Origin of the sequence: Paenibacillus sp. FSL H8-0259, assembly GCF_037963255.1 — a bacterium.
Taxonomy (GTDB): Bacteria; Bacillota; Bacilli; order Paenibacillales; family Paenibacillaceae; genus Paenibacillus_AQ; species Paenibacillus_AQ phytohabitans.
In genome coordinates this window covers 5,186,823-5,207,870 of sequence record NZ_CP150147.1, presented here as the reverse complement: position 1 = coordinate 5,207,870, position 21,048 = coordinate 5,186,823, and the positions used below count along the sequence as shown (strand labels likewise).

The following is a 21,048-nucleotide window of genomic DNA, read 5'->3' as shown; positions in this document are numbered from 1 at the left end:
TAAGGCATGGAATGGACAATGGCATCATCCGGCATGGCGGAAGCCGCCGGCACCGTCATTACCGGTCTGCTGGCGGGTGGGCATGAAGCTTATTTCGTGGGCGGCTGCCTGCGCGATGAACTGCTGGGCAGACCGGTGCATGACATGGACATTACCACCTCTGCACTGCCGGAGGAGGTTATGGCCCTGTTTCCGCGCTGTGTTCCTACCGGGCTGGCTCATGGCACGGTTACTGTGCTGCAGAATGGTTATAGCTTTGAAGTTACGACGTACCGGACGGAGAGCGGCTATGCCGATCACCGCCGTCCGGAGCACGTCTTTTTTGTGAGCGATGTGAAGGAGGACCTCCGCCGCCGCGATTTCACGATCAACGCCATGTGCTCCGGGCTTAATGGTGCGCTGATTGATCCCTTTGGCGGTGAGCGGGATCTTCAGCTCCGCCGTATCCGCTGTGTGGGCCAGGCGGAGGAACGCTTCGGCGAGGATGCGCTGCGGATGCTGCGCTGTGTGCGCTTCGCCTCCGTGCTGGATTTCGCCATCGCCAAGAATACGTGGCGCGGCCTGATGCGCCAGCGGGATAAGCTGGCGCATATTGCTGTGGAGCGGGTGCGCGCGGAGGTCGAGCGCATCGTAGAGGGCCCGCATCCGCAGCGCGGGCTGGCACTCTTGCTGCGCAGCGGCCTGCTGCCGCGCGGCAAGGCGCCGTTCCCCTGGACCGGCAGTGACCTGGCGGCAGCCGCCGCCCGTACAGCCGGTCTGGGGAACCTGCAGGACGCCCGCCTGCGGTGGGCGCTCCTGCTGCATGCCCTGGGATCGTCCGCTGCTGCGGCGGATGAGCTCCTGCGGGCATGGACGTTCCCGGGGGCGACGCGCAGCAGCGTCGTCGCCGTACTGCGCGTCCGCGAAGCCTGGGACGCGGCGCTGTCTTCGGCGCGGCCGGATGCTCCGGGCGCCACGGAGGGCCTGCGGCGGCGGTGGATCGCCGCCGTACTGGCCCACGGCCAGTCAGCCGCCGAAGGGTGGCTGACTCTGCTTGCGGCGGCGGAGGATGCCGCCGCGGGGCCTGTCCCTGCGCCGGATCTGGCGCAGGGTTCAGCGGGCGCGGCTACAGCGCCGCCTGCCCTCCGTCCTGCCGCCACCGTGCCGCCTGCCCTCGGTCCTGCCACCGCCGTGCCGCCAGTCCTCAGCCCCGCCGCCGGGCAGCAGCCCGTTTACGCCACGGTCCAAGCCCGGCTCCTGCGCTCCTGGACCGCAGCTATGCCGCTCCGCAGTCTTGCGGAGCTGGCGGTGACGGGCAACGAGCTGGCAGAATTGCTGCAGAAGCGGCCCGGGCCATGGCTTGGCGTGCTGCTGAACAAGCTGCTGCTGGCTGCCGCAGCCGGCGGCATTGCAAATGACAAACAATTATTGCTGCAGGAAGCACAAAGGATGGATAAAGATGAAGAGTGATGATACGCTGCCGTCCGGCCGTATGAAGCGGGAGGACTTCGTTTCAAGCTGGCCTGGCGAAATCGTACGGATGGATTCGGTGGCGTCTACACAAGAGGAAGCCAAGAAGCTGGCCGAGAACGGTGCCCCTGAAGGCACCGCGATTATGGCCGAGGAGCAGACCGGCGGCCGGGGCAGAATGGGCCGCAAGTGGCATTCCCCGCGCGGCAAGGGAATCTGGATGAGCCTGGTGCTGCGTCCGAATCTCCCGCTGTCCCTGACCCCGCAGCTGACTCTGCTGGCAGGTGTAGCTGTCTGCACGGCGATCCGTGAGGTTACCGGTGTTCCCGCCGGCATCAAGTGGCCTAATGATCTGCTGGCCGGCGGACGCAAAATTTGCGGCATTCTGCTTGAATCCTCCCTTAGGGAAGGCGGCCTTCATTACTGTATAGCCGGAATCGGCATTGCCGTTAATCTGACCCGTGAAGATTACCCGGCTGAACTGCAGGAGGTGGGAACCTCCCTGCTGATTGAAGGGGGCGGCATTCCCGTTGACCGTACCGGGCTTGCGGAAGCGGTGCTGGCTGAGCTCGAATATCTGTATCTTCAATACATAGAGCAGGGCTTCCGGCCTATTCGGGAGCTCTGGGAATCGATGTCGGTAACGCTGGGCCGCCAGGTGTGTGTGAACACGCCGCTAGGCCGCACCGAAGCCACTGCAGTAGGTCTGGATGACAACGGAGGACTGCGGCTGCGCAATAGCGCCGGTGAGATTACCAGCGTGCTGTCAGGGGAAATCGAAATGATCTGAGCGTCAAGACATGCCGCCTTATGTCATATTTTTAGGTGTAATTGTCTGCAGATTTTGTTATAATAGCTTCAGAGGCGGCATCGCTATGGCGAGCTGTACTTAAGCAACTGAACTTTTATAGAGTTGTTTTACCGGATTTACCTTCATAACTGTATGTAACGGTTACGTTGGATTCTGCTCTGAGCCGTAAGGACCGAGACAGAAGGGACGATCGCGAGTGACTCTTTTTTGCCCTTCGGACCTTTTTAGCGGACCATGCTAAAAGGTTTTTTTGTTTGCGCGGTAACGCGTATTTTATGGAAAAGGGGAATGAGAGCTAATGGCAGAGAAACATCCGCTGAATATTATCAAAATGAAAAAAATGAAAACGGAAGGTGTGCCGCTGAGCATGCTGACCGCGTATGACTATCCCTCAGCCCTGCTCGCCGAGGAGGCAGGTGTCGACCTGATTCTGGTAGGCGACTCGCTCGGGAATGTCGTGCTTGGTTACGATACCACCCTGCCGGTTACCATAGACGATATGGTCTACCATACCCGTTCGGTGAAGCGCGGGGCGCAGAACACATTTATCATCGCGGATATGCCTTTTATGACCTATCACGGAAGTGTGGATGAGACCTTGCGCGGAGTGCGCAGGCTGATGCAGGAAGGTCAGGCCCATGCCGTTAAAATGGAAGGCGGCCTTGAAATCTGCAATGCGGTATCCGCTGTAGTTGCCGCCGGAGTGCCTGTTCTCGGACATATCGGCTTGACTCCGCAATCGGTGAATATGATCGGCGGCTACCGGATCCAGGGCAAGGATGCCAAGGATGCACAGCGGCTGATCGATGAAGCGAAGGCGCTTGAAGCTGCCGGAGCCTTCGGCATCGTGCTTGAACTGGTGACGGAAGAAGTGGCCGCAGCCATCTCCAAGGCAATCAGTATTCCGACCATCGGCATTGGTGCGGGCCGCTATTGTGACGGACAGGTGCTGGTGTTCCATGATGTGCTGCGCTATGCCTCCCCTTACCGGGAGAAACGGTTTGTCAAAACCTATGCCGATGTCGGCAGTCTGATCCGTGAAGGCATCAGCAGCTATGTGCGGGAAGTGAAAGACCGCTCCTTCCCGGCGGAGGAACATGTGTTTAACGCGGATGAAACGGTACTGGAATCCCTATACGGCGGTGCCGGCAAAGGAGCGAAATAAGATGAGAGTAATCAGAACAATTGCACAGCTGCGTGAAGCGCTGGAATATATGCGTCAAGGCGGCCATGGGCCGGTCGGTTTTGTACCTACCATGGGTTATCTGCATGAAGGCCATGCCAGCCTGCTGCGCGCAGCAGGTGAGAAGAGCGGCACAGTGGTGATGAGTATATTTGTCAATCCGCTGCAGTTTGGTCCTAATGAAGATTATGCTTCCTATCCCCGCGATGAGCAGCGTGATCTGGCGCTTGCTGAACGCGAGGGTGCGGATATTGTGTTTATCCCTAGTGTCGAGGAAATGTACCCTCAGCCGATCCGCACGGGAGTTTCGGTGTCTTCCCTTACAACACAGCTCTGCGGAGCTTCGCGTCCGGGTCACTTCGACGGAGTGACTACGGTGGTCAGCAAGCTGTTCAATATTGTACAGCCGGATTATGCCTTCTTCGGATTGAAGGATGCCCAGCAGGTAGCTGTTCTCCGCCGGATGGTGGCGGACCTGAATATGAATGTTGAAATTATCGCCTGCCCGATCGTGCGGGAAGAAGACGGACTGGCCCTCAGCTCACGCAATGTCTATCTGAGCGCTGAAGAGCGCAGACAGGCACTGGTGTTGTCCCGTTCCCTGCGCGAAGTCCGCCAGGCACTGGAGAACGGCAAGGTGAGAACGGTGGAGGAGGCCCGGGCGCTGCTGGTTTCAGTTATTGCTGAATCCCCGCTTGCGGTCATCGATTACGCGGAAATCCTGACTTTCCCGGATCTGGAGAGCCTGGAAGGCGGCGGTAAGCTGAGTGCTGCCGGCGGAGAGGTGATTATGGCACTTGCCGTGAAATTCGGCAGAACCCGCCTGATCGACAATAATGTATTTATTCCCAAGGAGGCTCACGCTCTTGTTTAGACATATGATGAAATCCAAAATTCACCGTGCTACCGTCACCGAAGCCAATTTGAATTATGTCGGCAGCATTACCATAGATGAGAATCTGATGGAAGCCGCGGATTTGCTGGAGAACGAGAAAGTGCAGATCGTGGATAACAACAATGGTTCCCGGCTGGAAACCTATGTAATCCCAGGCCCGCGCGGCAGCGGCGTTATCTGTCTGAACGGTGCAGCCGCTCGCCTCGTGCAGCCGGGGGATACCGTTATCATTATTTCTTACGCCATGCTGTCATCCGAAGAGCTGGCGGACCATAAGCCGACCGTTGTATTTGTAGATGCCGACAATCAGCCGGTGAAGCTGGCGGATCATGAGATTCACGCGACGATTGCCTAAAACCCACTGTTTGAGCCATGTAATCAATGGCAGGGATGAAGACACCCCGACTTGTGAAAAATGAAGTCAGGCAAGCTTAAGCTGAATTCATTATCAGTAAGGGTGGGATGTCCGGTGTTTCAACATTTATTTGCTGAGATGAACAAGATGCTGCAGGAGATCAGTGCTGACTATCCTACTGCGGAGGGTGCCCGCCGCAACGACCTTTTATCCAAATATAATATGCTCCACAGGATCAGCGATGATGTAATGGATGAATGGCTGGCCTTTGCCGAGAAGCTTAGCCAGTTCCGCAATCAGGCAGATTTTCAGCCGCAGCCGGAGCAGGAAATACCTGAGGAGGAAGCGCCAGAGCTTGCTATGGATGCTTTTGTCAGGGGACAGGGTTATTATAAGCTGCTTATGTACCGCAAATGTATCGAACAGTTCAAGGAAGTCACTGCCCGGCACCCGGACAGTCTGGCTGCCCGGCTGTATCTGGCTATGGCTTATCTGCAGGAGGGTGAAGGGGAGACGGCTTGGGGGCATCTGAATCATATGCTCGGCCTCATCCGTGAAACGAAGCTGAAGGCGATGATTTATAATGCGCTTGGCTGCATCAGAGCTTCTCAGGAACGTTTTAATGAAGCAAGTGAGCTGTTCAGCCTTTCTCTGCTGCATGATCCCGCTCTTCCTGAGCCGAACATTAACCTGGAGGTTTGCCGCAAGCGGGGCGGGAAGCTTCAGTTCGGACAACAGCTGGTCTCGCTTTTATAATTAATTTTCATCCGTTTAAGCGATGCAACCTACTTCACCAGGGGTGTGCATCGCCTTTTTTCGTAACTTCTGTTATGCTGATAAAGAGTCTCAAGTGAAAGGGAATAGAACTTATAATGAAATTTGCCGTGCTTGATTTTGAAACTACGGGAACCCAATCTGTGGGAGAGATCATCCAGGTTGGCCTTGCCATTATAGAGGAAGACAGGTCCATCTCCCGGGTGTATGGTTCCTATGTCAAGCCCGGAGCACCCATTCCTCCTTTTATTACGGGCTTGACCGGAATTACAGACAGTGATGTGCAGGATGCGCCGGAACTTGATGAGATGATGATGGAACTGGTGCCGCTGCTCGATGATGTTGTGCTGGTTGGACATAATGTGGCGTTTGATTTTCATTTCTTGCAGAATGCGCTGGACCGCTGCGGTTATTTGCCGTTTCAGGGCCGGATTCTGGATACTATCGATTTTCTCAAAATATGCTTTCCCTCGCTGACTACCTATCAGCTTGGGTCCGTGAGCAGCCATTTCGGCCTTACGCATGAGCGTCCCCATCAGGCGGACAGTGATGCCCTCGCAACTGCTCTTGTGCTGCTGAAATGTCTGGAGGAGCTGGACAGCCTGCCTCTCCTGACCATCCAGCGGCTCAATGAGCTGTTCGCCGATGAAGACAGTGACCTGGCCTGGTATTTCGATGGTCTGCAGCGTGAGCGCGAAATGGAGACCTTCCAGCCGGAAGGAGACCTGACCTTCTACCGGCAGCTGGCCCTTGCTGTAGGCGACTGGGCAGAGCTGGCTCCGCCTCGGGAGGAAGGATCTGACAACCCGCTGCAGAATATTACCTTCGGGGAGTATATGGAAGAGGTAACCAAACGTCTGAAGGACACCCTTCCGCAATATGAGAGCCGTGAAGCCCAGGAACTGATGATCCAGGAGGTCATGACGGCGCTTGATCAGGATAAGCATCTGCTGATTGAAGCAGGAACCGGCACCGGCAAATCGCTGGGCTATCTGCTTCCGGCCATTTATCACAGTGTCCGCAGTAATCAGAAGGTCATGGTCAGCACGCATACGATCAACCTCCAGGATCAGCTGCGTGAGCGCGACATCCCTCTTTTGACGAGTGTTGTGCCCTTTCCGTTCAAGGCAGCGATCTTTAAGGGGAGAGGACACTATTTGTGTCTCCGTAAGTTTGAACATAGAATTAATAAAAGGGACTTCACAAGTCCCAGGGAAGAAGCGCTTACGGCCGCGCAGATGATGGTCTGGCTGACCCAGACGGAGACCGGCGATGATGAAGAGCTGAACTTAAGCGGGCGCGGCGGTGATTTCTGGGAGACCGTAGCCAGTGATACCGACTCTTGTCTGGGACGCTCATGCCCTTGGTTCAGGAAATGTTATTATCACCGGGCCAAGCATGAAGCCGGGATTTCCGATGTGGTGGTGACTAACCACTCCAAGTTATTCGCAGATGTTAAGGCCGGGCATCAGCTGCTTCCGGCTTACGAGCATCTCATCATTGATGAGGCGCATCATCTGGAGGACATTGCCGGCAAACATCTCGGAATGCAGATGAAATATTTCACCGTGGCGCATACGCTCACCCGTCTGTACAAGGACAGCCGGAGCGGACAGCTGCCTGCCCTGCGCCAGACCCTGCAGTCGTCCGGCAGTGAGCAGGCTTCGGAATGGAGCGGTGTTATCGACCGGATCTATCCGGATCTGCTTACCGTCAAGGAGTCCTGGGATACACTTAGCGACAAGCTCTTCGGCCTGCTGCCTGAACGCAGCGATGCCGGAGCCGGTGAAGCCGGCCAGCTTGTCGCACGCCTGCAGCCGGGCAAGAAGCCCAAAGAGTGGGAGGAGCTGGCTGCTCTGGAGAATACACTCCATCTCAGCTTGAGTGATATCATCCGCAAGGGTGATAAAATGCTCAGTGAGATGCGTGATACGGACAGCCAGTCCTCTTCGGACAGTCTTGTGACGGATATCGGCGGGTTGTTCAAGGACCTGGCCTCCATCCGGGAGCAGATCCGTTTCTTTATGGGACTGAATGACGAGAATATCGTCTACTGGCTGGAGGGGAGCGGCAATTACCGCGGCAAATCGCTGCAGATGTATGCCGTTCCGGTGGATGTGAGCACCCAGCTCAGGGAGCTGTTCTTCGACAAGAAGAAGAGTATCATCCTGACCTCGGCCACCTTGTCTGTGGATAAGTCATTCCAGTTCATGATAGATAATCTCGGTCTTGGTGAGGCTGCAGAGCAGGGCCGTCTGATGACAGCCCTGCTTCCGTCGCCGTTCAAATACCGTGAGCAGGCACTGCTTGTCATTCCCCGTGATTTCCCGAGTGTCAAGGGAAGCATAGGGGATGCCCGCTTTGTGGATACACTGGTCCATTCTCTGGCAGAAACTGCCGTGGCTACCCGCGGGCGGATGCTGGTGCTCTTCACCTCCTACAAGATGCTGCGCCAGGTCTATGATCCGCTGAAGGAGGCCCTGGCTTCGCAGGATATCGCGGTGCTTGGACAAGGCGTAGAAGGCGGCAGTCGGAGCAAGCTGATCCGGCGGTTCCAGGACAGTACAGCGTCAGTCTTGCTGGGTACGAGCAGCTTCTGGGAAGGTGTAGACATTCCCGGTGAAGCTTTGACCTGTCTGGCCATTGTCAGACTTCCGTTCCAGCCGCCTAATCATCCGCTGGCTGAAGCGAAGTCGGAGCTGCTCCAGGCACAGAAGAAGAATCCGTTCATGAAGCTGTCCGTCCCGCAGGCCGTAATCCGCTTCAAGCAAGGCTTCGGGCGGCTGGTCCGCACCGCGCAGGACCGCGGAATCGTTATTGTATATGATACCAGGGTAATCGAATCTTATTATGGGAAGTATTTCCTGTATTCGCTGCCCGGTCCCAAGATGGAGCATATGCTGACGGATCAGATCGTTCCGCGGATTGCAGAATGGCTTGAAGAAGGCGGGGTTTAATAATCCGTCTCCGGTTGATATTATGTATAAGTAATTATTGTTCTGAAGTCCCGTGCTCCACTGCTGCTGCCCAAACGGGCAGTAGTACCCGGAGCATGGTTCCTATAACCGGCTTATCAAGCAGCATATGCTATCAAACCTAAGTGAATGCTTACGAAGCGAGTTTTGCGAAGTTGAATCAAGCAGCATATGCTATCAAAACTTTTAGGAGGAGAAAACATGAAATCGGATAAAATATCGGAGGCCGTCGTTCGCAGACTCCCAGTGTACCTGCGTTTCCTGAACGATCTCCAAAAACGTGAAATCTCAACAGTTTCTTCTCAGGAGCTGGGACAGAAGCTTGATCTCAACCCCGCCCAGATCCGCAAGGACCTGGCTTATTTTGGTGATTTCGGCAGAAAAGGCATTGGTTATGATGTCTCTTATCTGATTGAGAAGATCAGGCATATTCTCAAGCTGGACCAGCAGATTAATGTAGCTCTGGTAGGTGCAGGTAATCTTGGCCACGCCTTGTCGAATTACAATGCTTACTTGAAGGATACGATGAAGATTACAGCTGTATTTGATGCTTATGAGCCTAAGGTAGGCCAGCAGATCAACTCGTTGACTGTTCAGCCGATGAGTGAGCTGGGGGATACCATCCGTGCACAGGGCATCCGCATCGGGATTATTACCGTTCCGGACAGTGAAGCACAGAACGTTGCTGACATTCTGGTGGATTCGGGCATTGAGGCGATCCTGAATTTTGCGCCTGTCATTCTGAAGACTCCGGCCAATATCCGGATTCATGCCGCCGATTTCACTACGGATCTGCAGAGTCTGGCTTATTATTTGCATGACGGAAAGGACGAAGCTGAAGATGAGCAGCAATAAAACCATTATTAAAAACGGGCGTTTTCTGGTGCCTGGCAGCGAAGAGCCGGTGCTGAGCGGTTATATGACCATCGAAAATGATCTTATTACTTACATAGGTGAAGATAAGCCTGTAATTGAAGAGGATGCCGAGGTTATTGACGGCAGCCGGCTGCTGTTCATGCCGGGTCTCGTCAACACCCACGGCCATGCGGCGATGTCACTGCTGCGCGGCTACGGCGATGATATGGTACTGCAGGCTTGGCTGCAGGAAAAAATGTGGCCGATGGAAGAGAAATTCACCGGTGATGATGTGTACTGGGGAACCTCTTTGTCCGTTCTTGAGATGCTGAAGGGCGGCACTACGACCTTCCTCGATATGTATGACCATATGGACCGGGTTGCTGAGGTTACCGAGCAGTCAGGCATCCGTGCTGTACTTATGCGCGGTGTTATTGGCCTTTGTCCGGAAGAGGTGCAGAATCACAAGCTCGCGGAGGCGATTGCTTTTGCCCGGAACTGGCATGGCAAGGCTGACGGCAGAATTACTGCAATGCTCTCGCCGCATGCGCCTTACACCTGTCCTCCGGAGTTTTTCATGAAGTTTGTCCAGGCGGCTCATGATCTTGATCTGCCGATGCACACGCATATGTCCGAAACGCGTCATGAAGTGGAGCAGAATGTGGCCGATTACGGCCTGCGTCCGGTCGCTCATCTGGAGAAGCTGGGAATGTTCACCCGGCCGTCCCTGATCGCCCATGGTGTTCATCTGAACGATGAAGAGATTGAGATTCTGGCCCGCCACAATGTTGGTGTATCCCACAATCCCGGCAGCAATCTGAAGCTGGCCAGCGGAGTAGCCCGTGTTCCTGAGCTTCTTAGAGCAGGAGTTAAGGTCTCCCTGGGTACGGACGGTGCGGCAAGCAACAACAACCTGGATATGTTCGAAGAAATGCGGCTGGCCGCGCTGATCCACAAAGGTGTAAGCGGTGATCCTACAGCAGTACCGGCTCCAGAGGCGCTGCTGATGGCGACCGAATATGGTGCACAGTCTATTTTCCTGAACCAGGTAGGCCGGCTTGCAGCAGGGATGAAAGCCGACTTCATTGCGATTGATATTGATCAGCCGCACTTGCTGCCGCATACCGATCTTTTGTCCCATGCGGTATATTCAGCCAGTGCCAAGGATGTGGAGCATGTCTGGGTGAACGGCAAACAGGTTGTGAAGCACGGACAATGTCTGACACTAGATGAAGAAGCTATCCGCCGCAAAGCGCAGGAAACGTTCGAGGGACTGCTTAAACGGTAATACAGGTTTAAAGGGAAAGGAAGCTGCATGTTGAAGAAGAGGAGAAAATGGCTTCCGCTGGGGATTTCCCTGGTTCTGCTCCTTCTGTTCGGACTAAGCCAGTTTTATGCCTACATTATGAAGGATCAGTGGAACGAGCGGAGTGAAGCCAAAGAGATTGCCAGAGCGCGGGCCGGCTTAACTGAGGTAACCAAAGCACAGAAATCCGTCTGGGATGAAAATGCGATATACTGGGTGCTTACCGGAAAAAATGATGCAGGAACCGAGCTGATGGTTTGGGTCCGTTTTACCAAGGAAGGCCAGCCAGCCGGAGGCGCCAACGATTTATACGCGGAGGAGCTCAGCAAAGGGACTTCTGAGGCGCAAATCCGTGATATTATAGCTGCCCAGCTTCCGGGTATTACGATTAAGCGGCTGCTGCCGGGAGTGTATAACGGAGAATATGCCTGGCAGCTGTTCTACAAAAAGGACGGCAGGTTCTATTACAGCTTCTATCGCTTCACAGACGGCAGTGCCATCGGTGAAGGGTACAGCCTGCCCAACCGGTAAGCGGCAGCAAGAATGGTCTACAGCAGGAGCGGGAGGACAGTTGAACTGTTCTCCCGCTTTTTATATTAATATAAGCCGTAATTTAAAAGGTTCTTCAAGGGAGAGAACAATCAATAACTATTCTTGGACTTGTGGCCTACTTGGAGCTATGGCTTAATAATAGGGGAGGAATAGATGAATCCATTTCGATGGCATGACAGCTGGATAGCATTAATCAGTATATACGATGATGCATACCGGATTGTCATATCGGAAGTATTCATTCCCGGCATCTGCTTCATACATAATTGACATTCAGGAGGATCATAAATTTGGAAATTCTAGCCTATTTAGATCAGGCGGTAACGTTGTTCAAAGAGGAGCTGGGGGCAAATTTGTCCGGGATTTATCTGCACGGTTCGCTGGCCATGGGCTGTTTTCATCCGGATAAAAGTGATATTGATCTGCTGATTGTCGTACACGACAAGCTGCCTGTAGAGGTCAGCCGGAAACTGGCCAAGAAAGTGATAGCTTATCACGACAGTCTGCCGAACCGGCGCGGGGTTGAGCTAACTATTGTATTGAAGAAATATTTGAAGAACTTTGTGCATCCGACGCCCTTTGAGTTTCACTTCTCGGACTTTCATCTGGACCGGTACAGAAATGATGAGCATTATCTGTGTGGCGGGTTTGAGGACAGGGATCTTGCGGCTCAATTTGCCGTAGTCTATCAGCGGGGATTTATTCTGTACGGCGAGCCTATCCGCGAAGCGTTTCTGCCGGTAGACCGCCAATACTACCTCGATTCTATCCTTGGTGATATCGGAGATGCTGCTCAGCAAATCATAGATTCTCCAGTGTACTACACACTGAATTTGTGCCGTGTGCTGTATTTTGTGCGGGAAGAAGTTGTGTCTTCCAAAAAGGAAGGCGGGGAGTGGGGCCTGCAGCATTTGCCGTCCAGCTATCACGGGCTGCTGAAGCACTGCCTTGAAGAATATAGCGGTGTGGCGAGTGACAGCAGTTACGACCCGGAGTTATTAATTGATTTTGCAGAATACATGGCCGGCGAAATCAGACAGCACCAAGCCAAGGTGTAAATTCAAACTAACAATGAGTGAAGCGGACTGAGATTCCGTTATCTTGTTCATTTAAGCCCGAAATGGGGTGTATTTGTTAATTAACGGAATCTGAGTCCGCGCCAGCGGCAGACCAGCAAAAGGCGGATTATATTGAAGGGTCGACCTTAATAAAGAGGCAAAGCCCCTTCAGCTTTGGAACTGGAGGAATTAATGCGACTCCTAAGTCCATGTCCTACAAAAGAGAGCACCGCAGGCATTTATTTGCCTACAGGGTGCTCTTTTTCGATATCCTTACCGGCAAAGCTAATTCTGTACACATTTATTGCCGATAAGAAAGATAATCTACTGAAACATCCAGAAATTAGTATCAAAAATTTTAAATATATTCACACTTTTATGTAAAATCGTATATACACCTGTGATATACTACTACTTGTATCAGGACATGCTTAAGAGCATGTCAGTCTCGGAAGGGCGCTAGACACGCTAGATTGGTCATTATTATAGATTTATGTTCGGTCATTTTTGAGAGGAGGACGTTTCTTGAAACTGCGTCTTATGCCTGTACTGCTAACGTCTCTGCTGTCCGCTGCATTGTTATTCGGTGGCTGGTATTCGTACCGCCAGTTCGCTGTGCAGGAGCCGCTGCAAAAACTTGTATCATCCTATGAGGGAGTGAAGGATTCCCATATTAGTATTAAACGCAATGAGGTCACTTTGAAACTTGATTTGCAGCCGGGCACGAAATTACGTGAGCTCGTGCAGTATGTATCCAAAGAGGGCAGCTCAGCTATCAACGGCCGCACGCTCAAATTGGATGTCGAACAGAACTCCAGCGCTTTGCTGGATGAGTATTGGGATAAAGCCATGTTCTCGGTTGCAGAGGCGATGGAGAGCCGGAAGTATACATTAATCCCTGCCAAGCTGGATGGTCTGAAGACGCAAGACAGCAAGTACAGCGGGGTTATAGCAACAACGGAAATTGATGACAAGAATGTGTATGTGAGTCTGAGCAACGGTAAAGAGAGTAAGTTCATCATTCTGCCGCGTGCGGCGGCTACGATGGGAGTGTGGAACAATGCCTAAGTATTGGAAAGAGGTCCTGGCCGGATTTGTTCCGGTCATGCTGATTTTTATGGTTTTTGTCGGGATTAACATTTTCCCTGTAATTATTGCCTTCGGCATGGTCGCTGCCCTCCTGTTTATTGCCCACGCACGCGGCGGTCTGGCGGTAAATGCAGGTGCAGATAAGAAACGTAAGAAGAATGGGCCGTCCAAGCTGACTTTTGAGGAAATCGGCGGCCAGGACAACGCTAAACAGGAGCTGCGGGAAGCACTGGACTTTCTGATCCGGCATGAAGAAATCAGCAAATTCGGGATTCGCCCGCTGAAGGGGATTCTGCTGACAGGGCCTCCGGGAACCGGTAAGACGCTGATGGCCAAGGCTGCGGCACATTATACCAACTCAGTATTTGTGGCTGCATCAGGCAGTGAGTTTGTGGAAATGTATGTCGGTGTCGGTGCAGGACGTGTCCGCGATTTGTTCAAGGATGCCCGTACCCGTGCGCTTAAGGAAAATAAGCAAAGTGCCATTATATTTATTGATGAGATTGATGTCATCGGCGGCAAGCGTGAAGGCGGGCAGCAGCGTGAATACGACCAGACGCTTAATCAGCTGCTGACCGAGATGGACGGGATCTATAACAATGAAGCCCCGCGCATTCTGCTGGTAGCAGCAACGAACCGCAAGGAAATGCTGGACTCCGCACTGCTGCGTCCGGGCCGGTTCGACCGCCACATCCAGGTGGACATGCCGGACAAGAAAGGCCGCAAGTCGATTCTCGATCTGCATGCCAAGAACAAACCGCTGCATGAAACGGTAAGCTTGGATAAAATCGCCGAGGAAGCTTATGGCTTCTCGGGTGCACAGCTGGAAAGCGTGATGAATGAAGCAGCGATTTACATGATGCGTGAGAATCTGACCCAGGTAGAGCAGCGTCATCTCTCGATGGCGATTGATAAAGTCATGATGGGTGAGAAGACCGACCGGGAAACGAATCATGAGGAGAAACAGCGGGTAGCGATTCATGAGCTGGGACATGCTATTATGGCTGAGCTGCTGCGTCCGGGAAGCGTTAGCCAGGTTACTCTGACTCCGCGCGGACAGGCTCTCGGGTATGTAAGACATAATCCGCAGACCGAACAGTATCTGTACACGAAGGATTATCTGGAGAATCAGATTATGATTGCCCTGGGCGGAGCAGCTGCCGAAGAGATGTATTACGGCGGACGCAGTACCGGTTCACGCGGAGACTTTGACCAGGCGCTGAATATTGTCGAAACAATGATGAAATCGGGACTTACCTCCCTCGGGATTGCTAATCTGCAAATGGTAACCACTGAAGAGCTGATGAAAGAGAATAGTAAAATACTGGATGAGCTAATGGTCCGCACGAATGACCTGCTGAATAAGCAAAGAAATGTATTTGATTACTCTCTTGACATTTTAATGAAGGAAGAAGTTCTCTCCGGGGAGCAATTTCGTTGTCAATTTCGTGACAGTGTCCTTTTACCGGCATAATTCTTTATGCCGGTTATTTTTTTTTACTTTTCAGACATGCTAAGATATCATTATATGTCGGGCTACATATTTTTTTCGACAGACAAGGTACAATACAAAAGTATAGATACCTGAAAGGATGGAGACTTTTAAATGAATTTTAAAAAGATCGGTGTCATCGGCGGTGGCACAATGGGACAAGGGATTGCTGAAATGCTGGCAGCCAAGGGCCTGGATGTAATGCTGGTGGAGAAAACTGCAGACAGACTGAACTACTCCTACGAAATGATCGAGACCAGTCTCGACAAACAGCTGGAGAAATGGGCCATTACCCAAGCGGAGAAGAAACTGATTCTTAGCCGTATCCAAAAAGTGACACATTTTGCTGAACTGAGCTCCTGCGATATGGTCATTGAGACCATCGTTGAAGATCTGGAAGCGAAGCAGAAGGTATTCAATCAGCTCGATCAGGTGTGTCCGAGCCACATTATCCTTGCCAGCAACACGTCAACTTTAAGCTTGACTGAGCTTGCAAGCTCGACAATGTATCCGGAACGCGTAATCGGCATGCACTTCATACATCCTGTAGCGAAGGTTGATCTGGTTGAAATCGTGCGCGGATTGAAAACTTCCGACAGCACCTTTGAAGATACCAAAACCTTTGTTGATGAGATCGTTGAGAAAAAAGGCGTAATGATCTATGAATCCCCGGGATTTGTAACCTCACGCCTCATTTGCCTGTTCATTAACGAGGCTATGCATGTGCTGCAGGAAGGTGTCGCTTCTCCTGAAGATATTGATGATGCTATGCGCATTGGCTACCAGTTCCAGAACGGACCGCTTGAAATGGCAGACCGTTTCGGTCTGGATTCTGTTCTTGCTGCACTTGAGAACATGTTCCGTGAATACGGCGAACTCAAGTACCGTCCTTCCACGATTCTTAAGAAGATGGTACGTGCAGGACAACTGGGTGCGAAATCGGGCGAAGGCTTCTTCAAGTATGACAAGGATGGTGACCGTGTATGAATATCTTAGTTATTAACTCCGGCAGTTCTTCATTGAAATACCAGCTGTACAACATGACAGATGAATCTGTACTGGCCAAAGGTCTGGTAGAACGTATCGGGATGGATTCCTCCATTCTGAACCACAAACCAACCGGCAAACAGGAAGTAACTGAAGTAAGCGAAATTCTTGAACACAACACGGCAATCCGCAAAGTGCTTGCTTGTCTGACTGACAAGGAACATGGCGTAATTGCTTCCACCGACGAGATCAATGCCGTTGGGCACCGCGTAGTACACGGGGGAGAATTCTTCAAGGCTTCCGCACTTGTAGATGCAGATGCGAAGACGAAGATCCGCCAGCTGTTTGACCTTGCGCCGCTGCATAACCCGGCTGCTATGATGGGGATTACAGCGACTGAAATTAATATGCCAGGTGTGCCTCAGGTTGTTGTATTCGATACTGCCTTCCACCAGACGATGCCTGAGAAGGCTTATATGTATGCCATTCCGAGAGTGCTGTACAACAAATACAAAGTCCGCCGCTACGGCGCGCATGGTACCTCCCATGATTTCGTCAGCAAAGCTGCTGCAGATTATCTGGACCGTCCGCTGGGCGAACTGAAGATTATCACTTGCCACATCGGTAACGGAGCCAGCGTGACTGCAGTTGATGGCGGCGTGTCGGTGGATACTTCCATGGGTATGACTCCGCTGGAAGGCCTGATGATGGGTACACGCAGCGGTGACCTTGACCCGGCAATTGTTCCTTATGTGATGAACAAGGAAGAGCTGTCTGTCGGTGAAGTGAACTCCATGCTGAACAAGCACAGCGGACTGCTGGCTATTTCTGGCGTTAGCAGTGACATGCGTGATATTATTGACGGTGCGGAGAAAGGCGAGGCTAATTCTACGCTTGCTTTTGAAATGTACGAGTACCGTTTGCGTAAATACATCGGTTCTTACGCAGCTGCAATGAACGGCGTAGATGTAATCGTGTTTACTGCCGGTGTGGGCGAGAATGCTTCCCTGCTGCGTGAAAAAGTACTGAACAATCTTACGTTCCTCGGAATCGAACTGGATGCAGAAGCTAACAAGGTCCGCTCCGGCGATCCGCGCCGCATCTCTACGCCTGGTTCCAAGGTTCAGGTGCTTGTGGTTCCGACAAACGAAGAGCTTGTCATTGCACGTGATACTTACAGTATTGTGCAAGGAATTAACGGCTAAATTAGAGGAGAGATCTTAGGCATGGCTAACAAGAGTGTAATCAAGAATGTGAATGAGCATGTTGGAGAGAGTGTTGTTATCGGATGTTGGGTTAACAACAAGCGCTCCAGCGGTAAAATTCAGTTCCTGCAGCTTCGGGATGGTACAGGCTATATCCAGGGCGTTGTGGTGAAATCGGAAGTACCTGAGCAGGTCTGGGATGATGCCAAGAGCCTTACCCAGGAAAGCTCGCTGTATGTTACCGGAATTATCCGTGAAGAGCCCCGCAGCCAGTCAGGTTATGAAATGACGGTTACAGGTATAGAGGTATTGCATCTTACTGAGAATTATCCGATTACGCCCAAGGAGCATGGTGTTGACTTCCTGATGGACCACCGCCATCTCTGGCTGCGTTCTTCCAAGCAGCGGGCAGTAATGGTGATCCGTGCAGAGATTATCCGTGCGGTTCAGCAATTCTTCAATGAGAGTGGATTCACGAAGGTTGACCCGCCAATTCTGACTCCAACGTCAGCTGAAGGCACGACCAACCTGTTCCATACGAAGTATTTCGAAGAGGATGCGTATCTGACCCAGAGCGGACAGCTGTACATGGAAGCTGCAGCAATGGCTCTTGGACGCGTATATTCCTTCGGACCTACCTTCCGTGCGGAGAAATCCAAAACCCGCCGCCACTTAATCGAGTTCTGGATGATTGAACCGGAAATGGCGTTCACAGATCATGAAGAAAGCTTGCGTGTGCAGGAAGATTTCATCAGCTTTGTGGTGCAGTCCGTACTTACGAACTGCCGTGCCGAGCTGGAGGCGGTTGGCCGCGATGTCTCGAAGCTGGAGAACATCAAAGCGCCGTTCCCGCGTATTTCCTACGATGATGCAATCAAGTTCCTGAATGAAAAAGGCTATGAAATCGCCTGGGGCGATGATTTCGGTGCACCTCATGAAACGGCTATTGCCGAAATGAGCGACAAGCCGGTCTTCATTACCCACTATCCGGCTTCGTTCAAAGCCTTCTACATGAAGCCGCATCCTGAGCGTCCGGAAGTGGTGCTGTGCGCGGATATGATCGCTCCTGAAGGGTATGGAGAGATTATCGGCGGATCACAGCGTATCGACGATCCGGCGCTGCTGGAAGCCCGTTTCAAGGAACATAATCTTTCGATGGATACCTACAAATGGTACATGGATCTCCGCACTTACGGTTCTGTTCCTCACTCCGGATTCGGTCTGGGGCTGGAGCGTACCGTGGCCTGGATTTGCGGTCTGGACCATGTGCGTGAAACGATTGCCTTCCCTCGTACGCTGTACCGTCTTTACCCGTAAGGATGGGCAAAGGGGGCTTAAGTATGGACGGAAAAGGATGGAATACCTGGGGCGAAGGCGTAGCCTTCGGCCTGGAGAACGGAATGGCCGTCATTCCTTATGCACTCTTGAAATATTACCGGAAGCTGAATCTGACTGGCAGTGAGGCAATGCTGCTGATTCATCTGCTCTCGTTCCGGCAAGTGGAGGGAATTGATTTCCCTTCGCTTGAGGAGCTGCAGGCCGTAACCGGACGCAGTATCTCGGTTATTGCCGGAGAGCTGCAGAAGCTCATGAAGGAAGGATTCATCAGCATCGACGGAGACAACGACGAGCTGCGCGATATCCATTATGAGCGCTACAACTTCTCCGGACTGTATGGCAAGCTCGGTGCTTATCTGGCCGAAGTCTCGCAAGAGCATTCGCAGGAGAAGCGCAGCCGTGCTGAGAGTGAGCCGGGTTCCCGGGCTGCCGCCCATTATTCCGGATCACCTGCTCCGGAGGGCGGTTATGGCCGGCCGGCCGCGCCGGGGGGTACGGAAGCCGAGGAGAGCCGCAGCCTGTTCAGTATTTTCGAGAAGGAATTCGGCCGTCCGCTGTCTCCGATGGAATGTGAGTCCATTTCCGGCTGGGTCGATGAGGACCGGTATCCCGAAGAGCTGATTCTGCTTGCACTGAAGGAATCTGTCTTCGCCGGGAAAGTTCATTTCCGCTATATTGACCGCATTCTGCTGGAATGGGCCCGCAACCGGGTGAAGAATGCCCAGGATGTCAAAGCCTATTCCCAGAAGTTCCGCAGCGGCGGAAGATGAAATCATAACGTTACGATGCCTGTCATAGAATGAATGAATTGAATTCAAGGGCACTGCTTTCCAGGGTACACCGGAGACAACCCCGCAGCTTACTGCGGGGTTGTCTTTTTGTATTATATATTGAGTTCAGAAAAGGGAGTGGAGCGTATGACCGAACGTAAAGAACCCAGGCAGATTCTTACGAAGGAAGAGCTGGTGGAACAATTAAGGGCTTGCGGGATCAAGGAAGGGCAGAGCTTGATAGTACATGTATCCCTCAGCCGTCTGGGTTTCGTGATTGGCGGGGCGGAGACGTTAATTCGTGCGCTGCTGGAGCTTGTCGGTGTGGACGGCACCCTGATGATGCCTTCGCAGACCTGGAAGAATCTCGACCCCCAGACGGGAGTGCACTGGGAAGAGCCTGCGGAGTGGTGGCCGCTTATCCGTAAATATTGGCCTGCGTACGACAAGGAGGTTACTCCGGCGATCGGGATGGGAGTAGTGGCTGAAATGTTCCGGAAATGGCCGGGAGCCACCAGGTCGGATCATCCGGCCCGTTCTTTTGCCGCGCTCGGCAAACATGCGGAGTATCTGGTAAAAGACCATGATCTGAGCAATATCTTTGGCGCCGGTTCACCCCTGGACAAATTGTATCAGCTGAACGGGCATATTCTTCTGATTGGCGTAGGCTACGACAAGAATACATCGTTGCATCTGGCCGAGACCCGTGCTGACTATCCGGGGAAGCAGATGGTTAATGAGAGCAGTGCTGTTCTGGTGGAGGGTGTCCGCAAGTGGTTAACTTACCCGACACAGGCAGTGGATGACAGTGACTTTGTCCCATTGGGGCAGGAGTATGAGCAGGCGGTGAATCTGCAGATTCACCGGGCCGGGAATGCAGAGGTAAGATTAATGGAACTCAGGTCATTGGTAGATTGGGCAACGGTTTGGATGGAGCAGCATAGGTAGGGGGAAGGCAGACAACAAATAGCCCGCAGCTGCTTCGGGGAAGCGGTCTGCGGGCTATTTTGTGGAGAGAGGGCTAATGTAACATGAACAAATGCTAAAGAATTATTGCAGCTCTTTCTCCAAAGCCGATCCCATTTCACGGGAACGCTCGGCACAGCGGTTAACTGCAGCGATGACCGTTTCGAAGAAATCTCCGCGTTCCAGCACTTCAATCGCGGCTTGGGTAGAGCCGTTCGGCGAGGTGACCTTCTTGCGGAGCGCGGCAGGTTCTTCACCCGTCTGCTGCACCATCCGGGCAGCTCCCAGCACGGTCTGAACCGTAAGCTCGCGGCTCTGTTCAACCGGCAGTCCGCCGCGGATGCCGGCGGCAATCATGGCCTCCATCATGTAGTAGATATAAGCCGGTCCGCTGCCGGAAATTCCTGTTAAGGTTTCCATCCGCTCCTCATCAATAACGGCCGTTAACCCGACAGCTTCGAAGATATTAAGGGCTGTGCGGCGGCCCGGTTCGTCAACCTCCTTGGAGAAGGCTATGCCGGTTGCACCCAGGCCGATGGAGCTGGAGGTGTTAGGCATCGAGCGGACTACAGGCTGTTGTGTACCCAGCAGACCCTGCATAGTACGGATTGTCAGTCCGGCAATCACTGAAATTACGAGCTGATCCGGCGACAGCAGCGGACCCAGATTACGTAATGCTTCTGCGGCATCCTTGGGTTTCATCGCAAGCACAATTACGGGTGCTGTACGCAGGGCATCTGTTTTTTGTTCGGGATCATTGTAGCCCAGAACGCCATAACGGCTGCGCAGCTCGGCCAGACGTTCGCTGCTGCTGCGGTTTAGCATGATGATTTTGCCGGATTCCACTACGTTCCGGGCGATCATTCCGCGCACAATTGCCTCAGCCATCGAGCCTGCGCCATAAAAAACGATATTATGATTAATAAGTGGTATGGATGGTTGCTGACACATGGCTGGTAGTCCCCCTAAAAAGTTATGTTAACATATG

19 protein-coding genes are annotated in these 21,048 nt (G+C 52.8%); 18 read left to right on the top strand and 1 reads right to left on the bottom strand.

Features of this window, described 5'->3' with window-relative positions; translation table 11 throughout:
* Window positions 1-6 precede the first annotated feature (6 nt).
* The 18 genes from NSU01_RS22500 (at window position 7) to NSU01_RS22415 (ending at window position 20,042) form a co-directional block, all read left to right on the top strand.
* On the top strand, window positions 7-1,449 hold the full coding sequence (locus NSU01_RS22500; RefSeq protein ID WP_083705450.1) for a CCA tRNA nucleotidyltransferase: 1,443 nt from the start codon (window positions 7-9) through the stop codon (window positions 1,447-1,449).
* Window positions 1,439-2,239: a biotin--[acetyl-CoA-carboxylase] ligase gene (locus tag NSU01_RS22495; protein WP_076243336.1), complete on the top strand. Its 801-nt coding sequence runs from the start codon at window positions 1,439-1,441 to the stop codon at window positions 2,237-2,239. Before NSU01_RS22500 ends, NSU01_RS22495 begins: the two co-directional genes overlap by 11 nt.
* Window positions 2,240-2,558: 319 nt before the next feature.
* Window positions 2,559-3,425: a 3-methyl-2-oxobutanoate hydroxymethyltransferase gene (gene panB / locus NSU01_RS22490; protein WP_039308791.1), complete on the top strand. Its 867-nt coding sequence runs from the start codon at window positions 2,559-2,561 to the stop codon at window positions 3,423-3,425.
* Between the two features lies 1 nt (window position 3,426).
* Window positions 3,427-4,317, top strand: coding sequence for a pantoate--beta-alanine ligase (gene panC / locus NSU01_RS22485; protein WP_042138600.1), 891 nt, complete (start codon window positions 3,427-3,429; stop codon window positions 4,315-4,317).
* Window positions 4,310-4,693, top strand: coding sequence for an aspartate 1-decarboxylase (gene panD / locus NSU01_RS22480; RefSeq protein WP_039308797.1), 384 nt, complete (start codon window positions 4,310-4,312; stop codon window positions 4,691-4,693). Before panC ends, panD begins: the two co-directional genes overlap by 8 nt.
* Before the next feature lie 114 nt (window positions 4,694-4,807).
* Window positions 4,808-5,449: a hypothetical protein gene (locus NSU01_RS22475; RefSeq protein WP_042138598.1), complete on the top strand. Its 642-nt coding sequence runs from the start codon at window positions 4,808-4,810 to the stop codon at window positions 5,447-5,449.
* A gap of 116 nt (window positions 5,450-5,565) precedes the next feature.
* A complete protein-coding gene (gene dinG / locus NSU01_RS22470; RefSeq protein WP_042138596.1) occupies window positions 5,566-8,424 on the top strand; it encodes an ATP-dependent DNA helicase DinG in 2,859 nt (952 codons plus the stop codon).
* A 219-nt stretch (window positions 8,425-8,643) separates the two neighbouring features.
* Window positions 8,644-9,297 (top strand): redox-sensing transcriptional repressor Rex, encoded by a 654-nt coding sequence (locus NSU01_RS22465; RefSeq protein ID WP_039308806.1) that lies wholly within the window; start codon window positions 8,644-8,646, stop codon window positions 9,295-9,297.
* Window positions 9,284-10,585, top strand: a complete 1,302-nt coding sequence (locus NSU01_RS22460) for an amidohydrolase (protein WP_076243335.1) — start codon at window positions 9,284-9,286, stop codon at window positions 10,583-10,585. The genes NSU01_RS22465 and NSU01_RS22460 overlap by 14 nt, the downstream gene beginning before the upstream one ends.
* A 27-nt stretch (window positions 10,586-10,612) precedes the next feature.
* The gene (locus tag NSU01_RS22455; RefSeq protein ID WP_339302340.1) at window positions 10,613-11,134 is read left to right on the top strand and encodes a DUF5590 domain-containing protein; all 522 of its coding nucleotides are present in this window, start codon (window positions 10,613-10,615) and stop codon (window positions 11,132-11,134) included.
* Window positions 11,135-11,445: 311 nt separating this feature from the next.
* A complete protein-coding gene (locus tag NSU01_RS22450; RefSeq protein ID WP_042138591.1) occupies window positions 11,446-12,213 on the top strand; it encodes an aminoglycoside adenylyltransferase domain-containing protein in 768 nt (255 codons plus the stop codon).
* Window positions 12,214-12,738: 525 nt separating this feature from the next.
* Entirely contained in the window at window positions 12,739-13,281 is a 543-nt protein-coding gene (locus tag NSU01_RS22445; protein ID WP_042138590.1) for a hypothetical protein, read from the top strand.
* A complete protein-coding gene (locus tag NSU01_RS22440; protein ID WP_042138589.1) occupies window positions 13,274-14,776 on the top strand; it encodes an AAA family ATPase in 1,503 nt (500 codons plus the stop codon). Before NSU01_RS22445 ends, NSU01_RS22440 begins: the two co-directional genes overlap by 8 nt.
* A 132-nt stretch (window positions 14,777-14,908) precedes the next feature.
* Entirely contained in the window at window positions 14,909-15,781 is an 873-nt protein-coding gene (locus tag NSU01_RS22435) for a 3-hydroxyacyl-CoA dehydrogenase NAD-binding domain-containing protein (RefSeq protein ID WP_042138587.1), read from the top strand.
* On the top strand, window positions 15,778-16,986 hold the full coding sequence (locus tag NSU01_RS22430; protein WP_042138586.1) for an acetate kinase: 1,209 nt from the start codon (window positions 15,778-15,780) through the stop codon (window positions 16,984-16,986). Before NSU01_RS22435 ends, NSU01_RS22430 begins: the two co-directional genes overlap by 4 nt.
* Window positions 16,987-17,007: 21 nt before the next feature.
* The gene (gene asnS, locus NSU01_RS22425; protein ID WP_042138584.1) at window positions 17,008-18,303 is read left to right on the top strand and encodes an asparagine--tRNA ligase; all 1,296 of its coding nucleotides are present in this window, start codon (window positions 17,008-17,010) and stop codon (window positions 18,301-18,303) included.
* 23 nt (window positions 18,304-18,326) lie between these two features.
* The gene (locus NSU01_RS22420; RefSeq protein ID WP_042138582.1) at window positions 18,327-19,094 is read left to right on the top strand and encodes a DnaD domain-containing protein; all 768 of its coding nucleotides are present in this window, start codon (window positions 18,327-18,329) and stop codon (window positions 19,092-19,094) included.
* Between the two features lie 147 nt (window positions 19,095-19,241).
* Window positions 19,242-20,042: an AAC(3) family N-acetyltransferase gene (locus NSU01_RS22415; protein ID WP_076243333.1), complete on the top strand. Its 801-nt coding sequence runs from the start codon at window positions 19,242-19,244 to the stop codon at window positions 20,040-20,042.
* Between the two features lie 102 nt (window positions 20,043-20,144).
* Here the strand turns inward: NSU01_RS22415 and proC are convergent, their stop codons facing one another.
* Window positions 20,145-21,011 (bottom strand): pyrroline-5-carboxylate reductase, encoded by an 867-nt coding sequence (gene proC / locus NSU01_RS22410; protein ID WP_042138578.1) that lies wholly within the window; start codon window positions 21,009-21,011, stop codon window positions 20,145-20,147.
* Window positions 21,012-21,048 lie beyond the last annotated feature (37 nt).